We start from the raw sequence: 17,165 nt of genomic DNA on the forward strand, positions 1-17,165 counted from the left end.
ACTGACAACCACTTCAAACCTGGGAGGAAAGAGGTTCTCCTTCACCAGCCCCGGCTCAGGCGGGGGCCATCAGCAAGGGCCGCGCCCGCTCCCGCAGCTCCACCACCCGAGGCTCGTCCCCGTACGGCTCCAGCCGGTGCAGAAGATCCTTCACGTACTCCGTGGTCCGCGCGGACGAGATCCGCCCGGCCACCTCCACGGCCCGGACCCCCTGCTCGCACGCCGCGTCAAGATTGCCCGACTCCAGCTCGGCCACCGCCGAGACGACCAGCCGCAGCCCGTGCGACCGCACGAACTCCTCCGTCGGCTTCGACAGCGCCTGCTCGGTGAACCGCCGCACCTGACGCGGCGCCTTCAGATCGCGGTAGCACTCCGCCGCATCCGCAGCGAAACGGTCGTAAGAGTAGAAACCGAGCCAGGACGGGTCATTGTCACCGTCACGGGCCCGTTCCAGCCACCCTTCGGCGGCCCGCAGCGCTCCGCCCGCCGCCTGCGCGTCACCCGCGCGCGCGTGCGCCCGCGCCTCGACGAGCCGGAAGAAACTCATGGTGCGGGCGGTCGCCAGCCCCCGGTTGCGCTCGAGGGCGGCCTGCGCGAGATCGACGCCCTCGTCGCCGAAGCCGCGATAGGTCGCCTGCAGCGACATGGACGCCAGCACATACCCCCCGAGGGGCACGTCGGCGGCGGCCCGGGCCAGCCGCAGCGCCTGGATGTAGTACCGCTGCGCGGCCTCCTGCTGCCCGGTGTCGAAGGCCATCCAGCCCGCGAGCCGGGTCAGCTCGGCGCTCGCCCCGAACAGCGCGCGCCCGACCTCGTCCGAGTACGCCCCGAGCAGCAGCGGAGCCGCCTCCACCCTCAAGCACTCGGGCACCATCGACGAACGCCAGTCGCCTCCGCCGTACTTGGAGTCCCAGCGCCGGGCGTCCTCGGCGGCCTCCCGCAGCTTCTGCACATCGCTGTGGCCGACTTTGAGCGGTGCGCCCGAGCCGTCGGCGGAGTTCGCCTCGCGCGCGACCGAACTGTCGGCCGGTGTTATCAGCCATCGTGAGGCGGGCGTTGCGTATGCGCTTACTGCGAACGATCCGGCCAGCGACTGCCAGATCCCGCCGGAGCCGGCCCGGCGCCCGGCGAGGTCGAGACGGTAGAGCTCCGTCGCCGACCGCACCGCCTGTCCTACGTCCCTGGGGAAGGCGAGGCCCACTTCGGGTGCGGGATCCGCGTCCGCCAGGCCGATCTCGTGGAGCGGCACCGGGCGGCCGAGCTTCTGCCCTATCGCGGCGGCGATGAGGTGCGGCGCGGCGCCCTGCGGCACCATGCCCTTCGACACCCAGCGCGCCACCGAGGTCTTGTCGTAGCGAAGAGTCAACCCGCGTTGAGCGCCAAGATCGTTGACGCGACGCGCGAGTCCTGCGTTGCTGATTCCCGCGAGGGCGAGAACGGCGCCGAGCTTTTCGTTCGGCCCGCGTTGCTCCCTGGACATGCGCCACCCCTCGACACAGACGGCTGCCGCGCTGGCATAACCACGCGGCATTCGTAAACCCAGCGTAGTTCGCCGCATCCCAAGCGTTAAGGGGCATTGTTCCGGATGGCGGGATTGTGGTCCGTACTGAAGTGCGGGTCCGATACGCGCAGTTGCGCCATGCTCCCGGTGTGTGGCCGTGCGCCCGTCCGTGCGCTCTTCTCCGGCCATGCCGGGAGCGCTTCCATGGATGGTGCGTGGGTCGGCCCGCTGTACTGGATCCAGCGGGCTGGGGGACACCGCCGCCTTCATCCCCGCGGGCGGCGGACGGGCCCGGGGGGCGAACTCCGTCTCCCGGGCTGCGCGCGGGTGAGGCGATGCTCAGAGCATGTACGGAGCGTGTCCAAGCCTGGCTCGCCATCACCGATTTGGCTGAAAATCGCCCCCGCGCTTCCCAGGTAATTGCCGCTCCCACCATGGGACTTGAGGGCGCGAACGGCGTTTTCGGGGAGCATTTCGGGGGCGCATTCGCGTCGCAGCCGCCGTGCCGGGCACGGGTGTTCGGCACGGCGGGCGGTTGAGCGCCGAAGCGCCGCCCGGGGGGCGTAAGCGGCTCCACCACGCCTCCGGCGTGCGCTCTTCATGGCAGCATGGTGAACCAGTTCGTACGGTGCACTGGTTGTCCACAGCCTGTGGAGGCGTCCATGCGGTGGTTGGTGGGATGGAGCAGCACCGCCGCGGGGGCTTCGGACATCGGATCCGCGGGGGCCACCGGACAGGACGGCGAGACCGTGCACCCGGTGGGCTCCCAACTCCTGTGGGGAGACCCGGACCCGCTCTGGGCGGTCGGCGACTGGCGGCCCGACGAGGTGCGCGTGGTGAAGGCCGACGCGCAGACCCGGATCGCGGTCCTGGGCACGTGCGGGGCGTCCGACGAGCAGCTGCGGGTCGGTCTCTTCGCCGCACGCGGGGGCGCACTGCGGCATCTGACGGCGTGGCCGGGCAGCTACACCGCCATCGTCCAGGTCGGCCGCCGGGTCACCGTCTGCGGCGACCTGGCGGGCGCCCGGCCCGTCTTCTACACCCCGTGGGCGGGCGGTACGGCCTACGCCACCGCCGCGCTCCCCCTCGCCGACCTCATCGAGGCCAACCTCGACTTCGGCCATCTCGCCGCGCTTCTCGCCGCCCCCGACGTGCCGGCCGCGCTGCACGACTCCACGCCCTACGACGGCGTACGGCGCATTCCGCCGGGGCATGCGCTGATCCTGCGCGCGGGTGCGCGTGAGATCGCCGGCTACGAGCCGGTCGCCTCGCTCGCGGTGGCGGCGCCCTCGGCGGACCCGGACAGCGCGGTCGACGCGGTGCGCGACGCGCTGGTGGAGGCGGTACGCACGCGCCTGGCGGCGCCGAGACACGTCCCGGGAGCCGACATGGACCCGGGTCCCGTCCCCGGCATGGGTCCGGCGGAGCGCCGCGCCGGGCGCGGGATGCCGGTGGCGGGCATCGGCGCGGACCTCTCCGGCGGCCCGGCGTCCGGGACGCTCGCCCTGCTGGCGGCCGGCCTGCCGGGCATGCCGGGCACGGTCCTGGGCCACGGCACGGGCGCGGGCGAACGCCTGCTGGCGGTCACCTTCAACGACCTGGCGGTCGGCGGCCGCGAGGCGGAACTGGAGCGGGCGGGATCGCTGGCCGCCAACCCCCGTCTGCACCACGTGGTGGTGACCGGAGGCGAGGAGGCGCTCCCGTACGCCGAACTGGACGGCCCCCTGACGGACGAACCGGGCCAGTCCCTGGTCACGGCGGCCCGCCACCGCGCCCGCCTGGCCTCCGGCAGCGCGGACCACTTCACGGGCTACGGCGCCCGCCAGGTCCTGGACGCGCACCCGGCCCGCCTGGCCGACCTCCTGATGGACCGCAAACGCCGCCACCTGGTCCGTCCCGTCGCGGCGCTCGCGAAGGCGGACGGCTCGGTGATGGTCCCCGCGCGCGTGTACGGCGCGGCCCGGAAGCTGGCGAGAACCCCGTACCGGGCGGGCCTGGACCTCCTCGCCGAACGCCTCCTGCAACGCCGCTTCGACGAGCCGGGCGGTGCTGTCGGCGCGTCCCTCGCCGCCCTCACCTGGGCCAGACCGGGCCCGGCGGCACGCTGGCTGACCGGCGAGGCCCTCGCTGAAGTATCGGTTCGCCTGCAGGCGTCGACGGGCCGCGCGGGCGTGGGCCCGGCCCAACGCCCGGGCGACTACCGCGCACGGGCGGCCCTGGCCCGCCACGCCGCCGACCTGCGCATCCTGGAACAAGCAGCCGAGGTCCGCTCCCAACGCCTGCACGCGCCGTTCCTCGACAACCAGGTGGTCCGCGCCTGCCGCGCCCTCCCCGAGGCGCTGCGCGTACAGCCGGGCGCGCGTGCAGCGATCCTCCGTACGGTCCTGGAAGGCGCCGGCGTGAGCGACCTCCCGCCCGGCTGGGGCGCTCCTTCCCACGCCTCGGCAGCGGTGGCGGCCCGCACCGGGCTGAGGGTGGCCGCCGACTCCCTGATGGCCCTCTTCGGCACCCCCTTGCTGGCGGAGGCGGGCCTGGTGGAGGCCCGAGTCGTCCGCAAGGCCCTGCGCGCGGCAGCAGAGGGTGAACCCCTCCCCCTGGACGGCCTGGCAGACCTGGTCTCCCTGGAACTCTGGCTGCGCCGCCTCCTCTCCCGCCGAGGAACCTGCTGGACAGGCACCCCGGCCCGCCAGCGAGCAGTACCGGCGGGGATCACACCCCGCAGGGGCGCGCTGGCTTCTGGCGGGGGAGCGGGGGTGGCGTGAGCGTCCACGTTTTTCAGCCCGTCCGGCGTGTGAGGACGAGGCCGTCCAGGCCGATCGGGGTCCGGGGCGGAGCCCCGAAGCGGGGTGCGGGGGCGGAGCCCCTGGCGGGGTCGAAGGGGCGGAGCCCCTGGGGACGGGAAGGGTAGGGGCGGCGGGGGCGAAAAACACCCGGTGCCCCCCAGCCGCACGGGCCCCGAGACCCCGGCCCCCGCAAACCACGTGCCCCACCCCCGCCCCCCGGCGACAATGACCCGGTGCGGTACAGAATCCTGGGCGTCACCCAGGCAGAGGACGACCACGGCACCGCCCTACCCATCCCCGGCCGGCGCCTCCGCACCCTCCTCACCGCCCTGGCCCTGCGCCCCGGCCGAGTCACCACCCCCGACACCCTCATCGACGAGGTCTGGTCGGACGCCCCGCCCCAGGACGCCCCCGCCGCCCTCCAGGCCCTGGTCGCCCGCCTCCGCCGCACCCTGGGCAGACAGAGCATCACCTCCGCCCCCGGCGGCTACCGCCTCGAGGCGACCCAGGACGACGTGGACCTGTTCGTCTTCGAGCGACTGGTACGCCGGGGCACCACGGCCCTCGACCACGGCGACCCGCACACCGCCGCACACATGCTGGACCAGGCCCTGGCCCTGTACCGAGGCCCCGCCCTCGCCGACCTCCCGGACCGCCTCGCCGCCACCCGCCCCGCCGCGCTGCACCGCGAGGCGACAAGGGCCCGCATCGACGCGGACCTGCACCTCGGCCGCGCCCACGCCGCCGTACCGCACTTGCAGGAACTGACCGCGGCGCACCCGTACGACGAACCGTTGCACGCCCTCCTCATCCGCGCCCTGCGCGACACGGGCCGCACCGCCGACGCCCTCGCCGCGTACGAGACCGCCCGCCGAGCCCTCGCCGAAGGCCTGGGCACCGATCCCGGCCCCCAACTACGCGCCCTGCACATGGAACTGCTCACCCCCGCGACAGCACCGCAACCCGCCCCCACCCGCGCCCCCACTCCCGCCGCCCCCCAACCCGAGCCCCCCGCCCGCACCGGCAACATCCGTCCCCGCCTTACCTCTTTCGTGGGCCGGGAACCGGAACTCGACGCCATCCGTTCCGAATTGCACAGGGCAAGGCTCGTCACCCTCACGGGTCCGGGCGGCTCCGGAAAGACCCGCCTCGCCGAGGAAGCCGCCGCCGGGCTCCCCCAGGCCTGGCTGGTCGAACTGGCACCGCTGGACCGCCCGGAGGCGGTGCCCGGAGCGGTGGTCAGCGCCCTCGGTCTGCGCGAGACCGTGCTGATGACCACCGAGCTGACGGCCCCGCAGGACGACCCGCTCGCCCTGCTCGTCGAGTACTGCGCCCCACGCAGCCAACTCCTGATCCTTGACAACTGCGAACATGTCATCGAAGCAGCGGCAGCCCTCGCCGAGACGCTGCTCACCCGCTGCCCCGGGCTCACGATCCTCGCCACCAGCCGTGAACCCCTGGGCGTCCCCGGCGAGTCCGTGCGCCCGGTCGAACCCCTCGTCCTCGACCAGGCGCACCGCCTCTTCGAGGAGCGCGCCTCCGCGGTCCGTCCCGACGCGGCCACCGTGCTCCGCGACCGCGAGGCGGTGCAGGAGATCTGCCGCCGCCTGGACGGCCTGCCGCTCGCGATCGAACTGGCCGCGGCCCGGCTCCGGATGCTCACGCCCCGCCAGATCGCCGACCGCCTCGACGACCGCTTCCGCCTCCTCACCTCCGGAAGCCGTACGGTCCTGCCCCGCCAGCAGACCCTGCGCGCGGTCGTCGACTGGTCCTGGGAGCTGCTCGACGAGCGGGAGCGCACGGTGCTGCGCGAGGTCTCCGTGTTCGCCGGCGGCTGGGACCTCGCGGCGGCGGAGACCGTGTGCACCGGCCCCGCGACCGATCTCGTCGGGGCGCTCGTCGACAAGTCCCTGATCGTGGCCACCCCGGCCGAGACGCCCTACGAGGGGACCGGCTCCGGCGGCATGCGCTACCGCATGCTGGAGACCATCCACGAGTACGCCGCGGAGCGCGCCGCCGAGACCCCCGAAGTGCGCGCCGCGGCCGAGCGCCGGCACCGCGCGTGGGTGCGCGCGCTCGTGGAGGAGGCCGACCCCCTGCTGCGCTCCGCCGGCCAGCTCCCGTGGATCTCCCGTCTGGAGACCGAGCTGGACAACATCCGCGCCGCCCTCCACCGTGCCCTCACCGCGGGCGACGAGCCGGAGGCCGCCGCCCTCGCCCTGTCCATGGGCTGGTTCTGGTGGCTGCGCAACTACCGGCACGAAGCCGAGTCCTGGCTGGATCAGGTCCTCCGCCTGGGCGTCGCTCTGGACGGCACCACCACCGCCTCGCAGGCCTCCGCCACAGACCCCATGGACGCCGTAGACCCCATGGACGCCTACCTCTCCGCCCCCGACGCCGAAGCACACCACCCCCGCCACTCCGTCCGCATGAACCTCCGGATGCTGCACCTCTTCATGAAGTCGGACACCCAGCCGATGGACGCGCTGCTGGACGACCGGCTGCGTCAGTACGTCGGCCGGCTGCGGGACTTCTTCGAGCGGGGCGGTCCGGAGGCGGCCCGTATGCCGGGCCTGGTCTGGCCGTTCACCACCTTCGTCCTGGACAGCCCGCAGGACGTCCGCGCCGCCCTGGACGTGTCCGTCGCCAACTGCCGTGCCCACGGCGACGACTGGGCGGTCGGCGTCGCCCTGATGTTCCGTACGCACATGGCCGTCGACTCACCGGGCGGCATGGAGGGCGTGGACGAGGACCTCGCCGAGCTCAGGGCGCTGAGCCGGCGCGTCGGCGACCGCTGGATGCGCGCCCAGGTGTGCAGCGCGGCCGGCGAGGCGGCGATGGCCCGCAGCCGTCTGGAGGAGGCCAAGGGCGAGTACGGGGAGGCGCTGCGGCTCGCCTACGAGGTGGGCGCCTACACCGAGACGCCGTTCCTGCTGGCACGGCTCGCCGAGATCGCCTACCGGGCGGGGGACCGCGCGGCCGCGCTCAGCGGGCTGGACGAGGCGACCGCCGCCGCCGACCGCTACGGCGTACCGGACTCCAGGGCGTTCGTCCTGCTGCTGCGCGCCCAGCTCGCCCTGGACGAGAAGGACACCGCCCGTGCCCGCGCGCTGCACGAGGCGGCTCGCGCGGAGATCGGGCGGGGCACGCCTCCGCCCCAGTTCATGGTGATGCTGAACGCGATTGACGCCATGGTGACGGTCGCCGAGTCGGGCCCGGCGCACGGACTGCCGAAGCTGGCCGACACCGTCCGCGAGGCGGTGGAGCGGCGCTGCGCCGACGTGATCACGGCGACCCTCCTGGACAGCGCGGCCGTCGTGCTGTCCGACCTGGGAGACCATCCGCGCGCGGTCCGCCTGCTCGCCGCCGCGGAGCAGCTGCGCGGCGGCGCACCGCGCACCATGCCGGAGCGCGCCGAGGCCGAGCGGGCCGAGGCCGCCGCCCGCGCCGCGCTGTGCGCCGAGGAGTACGAGGCGGAGTGCGCCCGGGGCGCCGCCCTCACCGCCGACGACCTCCTCGCCGAACTGGGCGAGGCCCTGCACAGGCACCCTGCCGAGCAGCTCCCGTAGCCGAAACCGCAGCCGTACGCCGCTACGAGCAGGTGAACTTCGACTCGGCCCAGTCCGCGAGCGTCAGGGTGTCGAAGCTGCTCTGCGGCTGGACGACCAGCCGTACCGTCCGGCGCCCGGCGAGGTTCACATGGACCGGGACCGCCCGGTAGCCGCCCTGGCTCAGCCCGGACTGCCACAGCCGGACGCCGTCGGCGTAGACGGAGAAGTAGACCCTGCCGAGCCCCAGGGTCATGTCGTCGACGCCCACCAGGGCGTCATAGGCGGAGCAGCTGCGGTTGAGGTCGACGGTGACGGAGGACTCGCCGTGCACGGTCACGCCCTGCGCGTACTGCTTGCCGGCGATCGCCATGCCGTACCGCTGCCACACCCAGCTGCTCTCGCCGAGCCGCATCTCGGGCTTGGTGCCGTCGCCGCCGAGGTTGTACGACAGCCCGCTCCACTGGTAGACGGCCGGAACCGGCGGCGGAGTCGGGGTGGGGGTGGGCTTCGGCGTCGGTTTCGGCTTGGGGGTGGGCGTGGGGGTGGGCGTGGGGGTCGGGGTGGGCTTCGGCCGGGGAGCAGGGGTCGGAGTCGGCGCGGGAGCCGCCGCACCCACGATCACCGGCGGCTTCGGCTCGGGCTTCTTCTTCGGCGGCGTCGGCTTGGGCGCCTTTGGCCGGACGGCCGGCGCGGAGGCGGGTGGCTTCGCGTCCGGCTTCCTGACCGGGGTGTCGCTCCCGGACATCGCGAGGGCCACCGCCACACCCGCGGCGGCGAGGACACCGGCGGCGATCCCGATCTTCGCGGGGGCGCCCAGCCCCTCGGAGGCCGCCGCGCCACCGGCGCCCGCCCCGCTGGAGGAGCCGCCGCTCGCCGCGGCGGCCGCACCCGCGGCGCCCGCCGCACCGGCTCCGGTGCCGCCCGCGATGAGCGCGGCCACCTTGGCGTACCCGGCGGCACCGAACCAGCCGATGACCGCGACCGGCACGACGCCAGGGATACCGCCGGCGACTTCCTTGATCTGACCCGCGGCCAGCCGGCACTTGGCGCACTCCTCCAGGTGCTTGCGCAGCCCCCGCTCGGCGCGCGTGCGCAGTCCGCCGCGGGCGTAGGCGCCGAGCCGGTCGGCGTAACGGGCGCACTCCTCGTCGTCGGCGAGCGTGGCGCTGACGTGGGCCTGGAGGTAGGCCTGCTTGAGGCCCTCGCGGGCGCGGCTGGCGAGCACCCGGGTGCCGTTGGCGTCAAGGCCGAAGAGCGTGGCGACCTCACTCGGCGACTCGTCCTCGACCTCGGTGTGCCACAGGACGGCCTGCCAGCGCTCCGGCAGCGACCGGAAGGCCTGCATGGCCATGGACTGCTCGGCCTCGTGCATCGCGCGCACCTCGGCGCCGAGCTCCAAAGCGTCGTCCTCGGACACCTCGGAGGAGCGCGCGGCCTGCGCCGCGAACACCGCGAAGTCGTCGACCAGTTGCTCCCGCTTCGCGGACTTCGTCCAGTTGGCGGCCACTCGTCGGACGGTGGTGAGCAGATACGCGCGTACGGCGTGCTCGGGGCCGTGGCCGCCGCGTACCGCCTGGAGCATGCGGGCGAAGACCTCCGCGGTGAGGTCGTCCGCGGTGTGCGCGTCCCGGCAGCAGGTGCGGGCATAGCGGCGCACCGCGTCCGCGTGGCGCCGGTACAGCGCCTCGTACGCGGTGTCGTCGCCCGAGCGCATCCGCCCGATCAGATCGGCGTCGGAGGGCGGCTGGTCCCTGGGCGGCGGCAGGACGCCGTCCTCCCGCCGGTCGCGCTGCGCCGGGACACTGCCCTCGACGGGCTCGACCGGCTCACCGCCCTGCGGCGGGATGACGGTCTCCGGGCGACCGCCGCCGCGCGGGACACCCGCCCGTCCGCCCGGCCCGCCCTGACTCGGCACCTGCGGCGAACCACCGGCCTCCGCGTCACCGTCACCCAGTGGCTCGTCCCGCCCGTCAACGCTCATCGCGGAAAGCCCCCGACGCCTGCCCAACCAGTCCCGAACACCGGGTCAGAGTGCCATATTGGCTTTTGTTCAGGACCCATCAGTGCGGGCCATCCACCCGTCCGTGGGGACTTGTCGTGCCGTAGTACTAGCCGTCACTCATTCGGGGAAGGCTCAATCGACGCCCGACAGACGGAAATTGAGCGGCAGTTGAGCGGCATACCGGAAATGTCCCGCTCTTTCCGGGCTCACGCCGGGCGCGCGGGCTGAGCACTGCCCACGCCCCACCGTCACCTCTTCGAGTTACGGACCGTTCGAGTTACAGGCCACCGGAGACGCTGACACGGCCCCTCCCGCGGACAGGCCGCCGCCTCAGGCCGGCCGTGACCGCAGCCCCTCCAGCAGGATGTCGAGCAGCCGTGCCGAAGCGGCCGCCTGCTGAGCCGCGTCCGGCAGCGAGGGCGCCGCCGTGGCGATGACCAGCAGGACGTCCGAGACCGACACATCGGCCCGCAGCTCACCCGCCGCGCGCGCCCGCTCCACGAGCTGGCCCACGACCTCGAGCAGCGCCGCCGCACCCGTGTCGTCCTCCGCCGGGATCCTCGGGGCCCCTTCGGGAACGAGCCGCAGCTCCCCGGTACCCGGCTGCGTGCGCTGCTGCGGCACCCGGGCCTCGTCGAAGACCGTCCCGTCGGACCCCTCGTCCCCGGCCGAGACCCGCAGCACCTGCGGCGGCAGCAGCCGCCCGGCACCCGAGGCCACCGACGTCCGCAGGAAGCGCGAGAGCGCCGACCACGGCTCGTCCTCCTGGCCGAGCGCCGCCCGGGCCTGGTCGGTCAGCCGGGAGGTCTCCTCCTCGGCTATCCGCCGCACCAGGACGTCCTTGCTCGGGAACCGCCGGTACACGGTCCCCACACCCACCCGCGCCCGCCGCGCCACGTCCTCCATCGGCGCGCCGTACCCCAGCTCGCCGAAGACCTCGCGCGCCGCGCGCAGTACGTGCTCCAGATTGCGCTGTGCATCCACGCGCAGCGGCGTCGTGCGCGAGGTGTCCCCGCGTCCGTTGCCCGTCGCCGCGCTCACCATGCCGCCCGATGTCAGTGCAGACGCGGACGACCAATGAGAGTCCTGAACATGCATAAGCGTTCCCCCGGTAATGACGTCTCCCCCCGGAGACTCTCCCCGCCATTCATTGGTTGCCGGAGCGTGGGAACAAGCCCGGTTCACCGGCCCGCCCGTCGCGGACTCGACGACCGATGAGTGCATCCCCCTACACCCCGTCGAGACACGAACATAGTTGAGAGGGAGTCAATTCAGAAGGGGCAGGTTCCGCACGGAGCGCCCCCCGATCGGAGTACGGGTCGCATACGTCCCGATTGCGCCCCCCAAGGTCATCCGGCGCACACCCGCTGACCTGCGATCCTTTCGGGTACTCGGGCAATTCGGCCAACCCTGGGCGTCCCCGGCCCCGCGTCACACAAATTGTCGGGGCTGTGGACAAACTCAAGCGCTGGGTGCGTCATGGGATGGTGAAGGAACGTGCGCGCATTCTCGTTGTCGGCGGCGGCTACGTCGGGATGTACACGGCCCTGCGCCTCCAGCAGAAGCTGAAACGGGAACTCAGGCGGGGCGAGGCCGAGATCACAGTCGTCACTCCAGACCCGTACATGACCTATCAGCCATTCCTTCCCGAAGCGGCCGCCGGTGCCATTTCACCCCGGCATGTCGTCGTACCGCTGCGCCGCGTCCTGGCCCAGTGCCATGTCGTCGTCGGCGAGGTCCTCTCCATCGACCACGCCAAACGCACCGCGACCCTCACCACCCTCGCCACGGAGGAGGAGGGAGCGGGCCCCGAGCACATGACGTACGACGAACTCGTCCTGGCGCCCGGCTCGATCTCGCGCACGCTGCCCGTCCCCGGCCTCGCCGACCACGGCATCGGTTTCAAGTCGGTCGAGGAGGCCATCGGCCTGCGCAACCACGTCATCGAGCAGATGGACATCGCCTCCTCCACCCGCGACCCCGCGATCCGCGACGCGGCGCTCACCTTCGTCTTCGTCGGCGGCGGCTTCGCCGGGGTCGAGGCGCTCGGCGAACTCGAGGACATGGCCCGCTACGCCGCCCGCTACTACCACAACCTCCGGCCCGAGGACATGAAGTGGATCCTCGTCGAGGCCTCGGACCGCATCCTGCCCGAGGTCGGCGAGGAGATGGGCCGCTACACGGTCACCGAACTGCGCCGCCGCAACATCGACGTACGCCTGCACACCCGCCTGGAGTCCTGCGCGGACCGCGTCGCCGTCCTCAGCGACGGCTCCCGCTTCCCGACCCGTACGGTCGTCTGGACGGCCGGCGTGAAGCCCAGCCCGCTGCTCGCCGCCACCGACCTGCCCCGCACCGAACGCGGTCGGCTGAAATGCACCCCCCAGCTGACGATCGACGGCGCCACGCACGCGTGGGCGGCAGGAGACGCGGCCGCCGTCCCCGACGTCACGGCCGCCGAACCCGGCACGGAGACCGCCCCCAACGCCCAGCACGCCGTCCGCCAGGCCAAGCTCCTCGGCGACAACATCGCGCACTCGCTGCGCGGCGAGCCCCTCGAGACGTACTCCCACAAATACGTCGGCTCGGTCGCCTCCCTGGGCCTCCACAAGGGCGTCGCCCACGTCTACGGGCGCAAGCTGAAGGGCTACCCTGCCTGGTTCATGCACCGCGTCTACCACCTCAGCAGGGTGCCCACCTTCAATCGCAAGGCCCGTGTCCTGGCCGAATGGACCCTTTCGGGCCTCTTCAAGCGGGAGATCGTCTCCCTGGGTTCGCTCGAACATCCCCGAGCGGAGTTCGAACTCGCGGCCGGTGGAAAGCCTCCTACCGACCCGATGAACGACTCGAAGGGGTCGTCCTGACCGGACCCAGGAACTCCACCGACCGACCGGGCGTCTCACGGATGTCGCCCCGGTGGGCCACACTGCCAGACTGATCCCCGCCCCAGGGCGAGCAGATGCTCGCCCTTCGAACCCAAGAGGCTCTCTCCACCGTGCTGCACCCCGGGGGTGTCACGCCCCAGCCCTCCGGCCGGGTCCGGAGCCGGCCGAAGACGCCGAAGACGACGACACGAGGCAAGGATTCGTGAACTTCACGCGCTGGAGCGCCCGGCTCCCCGGAACGCAGCGCCGCGCCGCAGCGCGGACCGATCACACGGCCGCCCCCGACCGGCAGGCCGAGACCCCGAACGCCGTGCCCGCGGCCCGCGCCGAGCAACTCACCGACGAGCACGCACCCGTACCGGCCGTCGACGAGCTCCCCGTCCGCGAGGTCCTCGACCGCGTCCCGGCCCTCGTCGCCCTCGTCCACGGCCCCGATCACCGCGTCGCCTACATCAACGACGCCTATGTGACGGCCTTCGGCGTACGGCCGCTCGGCGAGCCCACCCGCGAATCCCTCCCCGAACTCGAGGAACTGGGCCTGCTTCCGCTCCTCGACCAGGTCCTGCGCAGCCGCAAGCCCCGCACCCTCAAGTCCCGCAAGGCACCCGACGGCCGCTCCTACACCTTCACCTGCACCCCGGTGACGGAAGGCGAGAACGCGGGCGTACTGGTCTTCGCGACCGACGTCACCGACCACGCCGAGGCCGCGGAACGCCTCCGCGCCAGCGAACGCCGCCAGCGCGAAACAGCCGTCACCCTCCAGCGCTCACTGCTGCCCCAGGAACTCGAAGAACCCGACGACCTGCGCATCGCCGCCACCTACCAGCCCGGCGGCACCGAGGCGGCGGTCGGCGGCGACTGGTACGACGTCATCACCCTCGGCGGCGGCCGCACGGCCCTGGTCATCGGCGACGTGATGGGCCGGGGCGTACGAGCAGCGGCCGTCATGGGCCAACTCCGTACCGCGGTCCGCGCGTACGCCCGCCTCGACCTCCCCCCGCACGAGGTCCTGCAACTCCTCGACGGCCTGGCCACGGAGATCGACGCCAACCAGATCGCCACCTGCGTGTACGCCATCCACGACCCGAACGAGGGCCGCCTGGTGTACGCCTCCGCCGGCCACCTCCCGATCCTCGTCCGCGACGAGAGCGGAGTAGTCCTGCGCGCCGACGAACCGACCGGCCCGCCCCTCGGCACGGGCGGCTGGATGCACGCCTCGGGCTCGGTCCCCCTGGGCCCCGGCTCCACGGCCGTCCTCTACACGGACGGCCTGGTGGAACGCCGGGACGAGGACCTCGACGAGGGCATCGCGGCCCTGGAGCGAGCCCTGTCCGGCGCCACGGGCACCCCCCAGGTCGTGTGCGACCGCCTGGTCCGCTCGGCAGGCGTGACGGCGGACCACGACGACGACGTGGCCGTCCTGGTCCTCCAGCACCCGGCCCGCACCGGCCCGGACAGCGACCTCTTCCGCAACGCGGCCCTCGAACTCCTCGGCGGCATCGAGGCGGCCCCACGCGCGCGTGCCTTCGCCTCCGGCGTCCTGACGAGCTGGCGCTTCCCGACCGAACTCCACGACCTCGGGGTCCTGGCAGCGAGCGAACTGGTCGCCAACTCCCTCCAGCACGGCACACCACCCATGCGCCTGCGCCTGCGCCGCACCGACCGCCGCCTGATCATCGAGGTCACCGACGGCGACGACCACCTCCCGCGCCGCCGCCGGGCGGAACCCGGCGACGAGTCGGGCCGGGGCATCGCCATCGTCGCGACGATCGCCTCTAACTGGGGCTCACGACGCACCCCGGGCGGAGGCAAGGCGGTCTGGTGCGAGTTCGTCCTCCCCAAGGGCTCGCCCTGACCCCCGCTCAGGCCTCCGCGACCACCGACTCCGCGGCAGCCCCACCCCGGGCGACCACCCGGCTCTTCCCGAGCCACGGCTGATCCTGTACGGCGGTGAGCTGCCGCCCCAGCCGCAGCGCGAGGAAGGTGATCCCCAGCGAGAACAGCAGGAAGGTCACGATGTACGGCACGGGCAGCGACGCCCCCAGCGGCCCGCCCACGGCCGGCCCGACGGCCAGCGCAAGCTGCTTCACCAGCGCGAAGGCGGAGTTGTACTGCCCCGCCATCCCGGTCGGAGCGAGATCGGCGACCAGCGGAGCGACGGTCGGCGACAGCATCGCCTCACCCAGCCCGAACAGGGCATACGTCGACACGAACGCGGCCGTCGCCATCTCCTGGCTGCCGTGCCCGAGCCCGGCGTACCCCGCCAGGACCCACGCCACGGCCCAGATCAGCCCGACACCGGCGATCACCCGGGACCGGCGCCGGCGCTCGACGAACCTCAGCACGGCGAACTGCGCGACGACGATCATCAGGGTGTTGGCGGCGAGCGCCGTCCCCAGCGCCGAGGTCGAGATGCCCGCGGCCTCGACGCCGTACGCGCTCAGCCCCGACTCGAACTGCCCGTAGCAGGCGAAGAACAGCACAAAGCCCAGCACGGACAGCTGCACCATGGCCCGGTTGCCGAGCAGCTGCTTCCAGCTGCCCTTCACCGACTGAGCGGGCGCGTCCCCGATGCGCGGGGAGTGCGGCATCCGCACGGTGGCCATCACGACCGCGAGCAGCAGGAACACCGCGGCCTCGATCGAGAACAGCAGAGTGAAGGAGTCGACGCGCGTAGAGTCAACAAGATGGCCGCCGATGAGCCCGCCGACACCCAGCCCCAGGTTCTGCAGGAAGAACTGCATCGCAAACGCACGCGAGCGGGTGTCCGCCGTGGAGCAGTCCACGATCATCGTCGCGAGCGCCGGCTGCATCACGGCCTGTCCGGCCCCGAGCGCGGCCGCCGACAACAGCACGGCGGTGCTGCTGCCCGCCAGCCCCAGGCTCAGCGCTCCAACGGCGGCAGTGACCAAGGCGGCGAGCAGGACCGGCCGGGGACCGCGCCGGACGATGGCCCGCCCGGCGAACGGCAGCACGATCAGCGCGGCCACGGCAAAGACGGCGAGCACGAGCCCCGCCGTCATGGCCCCCAGCCCCCGCACCTGCGCCACATAGACGTACAGGTAGGGGACGGTGAAGCCGAGCCCGAATGCGCTGAGTGCGTTACCCACGTGGATCCGGCGCATCGCTGCGCCCATCGCCCTGGTCACGTTCACCTCTCTCAGTAGTTAGGAGTGAAGACTTAGAAGCTAAACTTCGAAGCTAAACAGTACACCCAGAAGAACTTCAACGCCAAGCAGGCCCGTGCCATACTTCGCCCATGGGCGACACCCCCGGCACCCTCGGCGAACCGACACTCGAAGAGCAGATCGCCGCCTACCAGCGCGAGTTCCGGGACCTCGACCCCCAGGTCGAAAAGATCGTCTCGGCCCTGTCCCGCCTGAACCGCCGTATGAACGTCGCCTACGGCCGCCAGACTTCCGCCCTCGGCATCAGCAACGCCGAGTGGGAGGTCCTCAAGGCCCTCGTCCTCTCCGGTGCCCCCTACCGCCTGGGCCCGAGCGATCTCGCCAAGCGCCTGGGTCTCACGCCGGCCGCGATGACCCACCGGATCGACCGCATGGTCGCCGAGGGCCTGGTGACCCGGGAGCGCGACGAGTCCAACCGGGTCCGGGTGATCGTGGAGCTGACCGCGGAGGGCCGCGAGAAGTGGCTCGAGGCGATGCGCCTCGCCACGGTCTTCGAGGAGGACCTCCTCCAGGACCTGTCCCCCGACGAGCGCAGTACTCTGGGGGAGGTCCTCACCCGCCTCCTGCGCAGGGTGGAACACGCCCAGCCGGACGCGGGCGGACGCCTCACCGACCTGGACTGAGGCCGACCTAAAAGATCTTGACAGAGGGTGCTTGACAAGCCCCTCCCAGATCCGTAAAGTTCTTCGGGTTGCCACAGAGCCGTAACGGTTCTGCGACAGCACCTCCGCCGCACGAGCGGCACCCTCAAACCATCAGAACGATCTCCCAATGGGATTGCTTTCGGCGTGCCCGAATTCAATTCGATTCGGACCCGGCAGCCCGATTAGGAACTGCCGAAGGGATCCGCTAAGGTTTGAGACGTCGGAACGGCCCAACGGCCGGGAGGACAGCCCCCTCTGACTGGGAGTCAGGCCCGAAAGGATCTGATAGAGTCGGAACCGCCGGAAAGGGAAACGCGAAAGCGGGAACCTGGAAAGCACCGAGGAAATCGGAACCGGAAACGGTCTGATAGAGTCGGAAACGCAAGACCGAAGGGAAACTGCCCGGAGGAAAGCCCGAGAGGGTGAGTACAAAGGAAGCGTCCGTTCCTTGAGAACTCAACAGCGTGCCAAAAATCAACGCCAGATATGTTGATACCCCGTCTCTCCCGTTCGGGAGGGCGAGGTTCCTTTGAAAATACACAGCGAGGACGCTGTGAACCGTTCGGGCTTATTCCGCCCGGCGGTTCCGCTCTCGTGATGTGTCACCCGAT

At 72.3% G+C, this 17,165-nt stretch carries 9 protein-coding genes; 5 read left to right on the top strand and 4 right to left on the bottom strand.

What is annotated here, in order from left to right:
* Positions 1-55: 55 nt before the first annotated feature.
* A complete protein-coding gene (locus ACFY1U_RS18855; protein ID WP_351477320.1) occupies positions 56-1,480 on the bottom strand; it encodes an MFS transporter in 1,425 nt (474 codons plus the stop codon).
* Between the two features lie 683 nt (positions 1,481-2,163).
* Here ACFY1U_RS18855 and ACFY1U_RS18860 point away from each other — a divergent pair.
* Both ACFY1U_RS18860 and ACFY1U_RS18865 read left to right on the top strand, forming a co-directional pair.
* A complete protein-coding gene (locus ACFY1U_RS18860) occupies positions 2,164-4,263 on the top strand; it encodes an asparagine synthase-related protein (RefSeq protein WP_390695196.1) in 2,100 nt (699 codons plus the stop codon).
* Between the two features lie 254 nt (positions 4,264-4,517).
* Positions 4,518-7,853, top strand: coding sequence for a BTAD domain-containing putative transcriptional regulator (locus tag ACFY1U_RS18865; protein ID WP_390695197.1), 3,336 nt, complete (start codon positions 4,518-4,520; stop codon positions 7,851-7,853).
* A 22-nt stretch (positions 7,854-7,875) separates the two neighbouring features.
* Here ACFY1U_RS18865 and ACFY1U_RS18870 read toward each other — a convergent pair whose 3' ends face one another.
* Together ACFY1U_RS18870 and ACFY1U_RS18875 are read right to left on the bottom strand one after the other, a co-directional pair.
* A complete protein-coding gene (locus ACFY1U_RS18870) occupies positions 7,876-9,816 on the bottom strand; it encodes a sigma-70 family RNA polymerase sigma factor (protein WP_390695198.1) in 1,941 nt (646 codons plus the stop codon).
* A 351-nt stretch (positions 9,817-10,167) separates the two neighbouring features.
* Entirely contained in the window at positions 10,168-10,935 is a 768-nt protein-coding gene (locus tag ACFY1U_RS18875; protein ID WP_390695199.1) for a TetR/AcrR family transcriptional regulator, read from the bottom strand.
* Between the two features lie 386 nt (positions 10,936-11,321).
* Between ACFY1U_RS18875 and ACFY1U_RS18880 the strand changes: the two genes are divergently transcribed.
* On the top strand, positions 11,322-12,701 hold the full coding sequence (locus tag ACFY1U_RS18880; RefSeq protein ID WP_390695235.1) for an NAD(P)/FAD-dependent oxidoreductase: 1,380 nt from the start codon (positions 11,322-11,324) through the stop codon (positions 12,699-12,701).
* Positions 12,702-12,924: 223 nt separating this feature from the next.
* Entirely contained in the window at positions 12,925-14,577 is a 1,653-nt protein-coding gene (locus ACFY1U_RS18885; RefSeq protein WP_390695200.1) for a SpoIIE family protein phosphatase, read from the top strand.
* 7 nt (positions 14,578-14,584) lie between these two features.
* Here the strand turns inward: ACFY1U_RS18885 and ACFY1U_RS18890 are convergent, their stop codons facing one another.
* Positions 14,585-15,847 carry an MFS transporter gene (locus ACFY1U_RS18890; protein WP_390695236.1) on the bottom strand — a complete coding sequence of 421 codons (1,263 nt, stop codon included), beginning with the start codon at positions 15,845-15,847 and terminating at the stop codon, positions 14,585-14,587.
* A gap of 134 nt (positions 15,848-15,981) precedes the next feature.
* Here ACFY1U_RS18890 and ACFY1U_RS18895 point away from each other — a divergent pair, with 134 nt between their 5' ends.
* Entirely contained in the window at positions 15,982-16,533 is a 552-nt protein-coding gene (locus tag ACFY1U_RS18895; protein ID WP_365844555.1) for a MarR family transcriptional regulator, read from the top strand.
* Positions 16,534-17,165 lie beyond the last annotated feature (632 nt).

It is taken from the genome of Streptomyces sp. NPDC001351 (assembly GCF_042896045.1).
Classification (GTDB): domain Bacteria; phylum Actinomycetota; class Actinomycetes; order Streptomycetales; family Streptomycetaceae; genus Streptomyces.

What these genes read in the sequence shown, in the direction of transcription:
- ACFY1U_RS18855 (WP_351477320.1), bottom strand. Translation starts at nt 1,480, where the DNA reads ATGTCCAGGGAGCAACGCGGGCCGAACGAAAAGCTCGGCGCCGTTCTC.
- ACFY1U_RS18860 (WP_390695196.1), top strand. Translation starts at nt 2,164, where the DNA reads ATGCGGTGGTTGGTGGGATGGAGCAGCACCGCCGCGGGGGCTTCGGAC.
- ACFY1U_RS18870 (WP_390695198.1), bottom strand. Translation starts at nt 9,816, where the DNA reads ATGAGCGTTGACGGGCGGGACGAGCCACTGGGTGACGGTGACGCGGAG.
- ACFY1U_RS18875 (WP_390695199.1), bottom strand. Translation starts at nt 10,935, where the DNA reads ATGCATGTTCAGGACTCTCATTGGTCGTCCGCGTCTGCACTGACATCG.
- ACFY1U_RS18880 (WP_390695235.1), top strand. Translation starts at nt 11,322, where the DNA reads ATGGTGAAGGAACGTGCGCGCATTCTCGTTGTCGGCGGCGGCTACGTC.
- ACFY1U_RS18890 (WP_390695236.1), bottom strand. Translation starts at nt 15,847, where the DNA reads ATGCGCCGGATCCACGTGGGTAACGCACTCAGCGCATTCGGGCTCGGC.
- ACFY1U_RS18895 (WP_365844555.1), top strand. Translation starts at nt 15,982, where the DNA reads ATGGGCGACACCCCCGGCACCCTCGGCGAACCGACACTCGAAGAGCAG.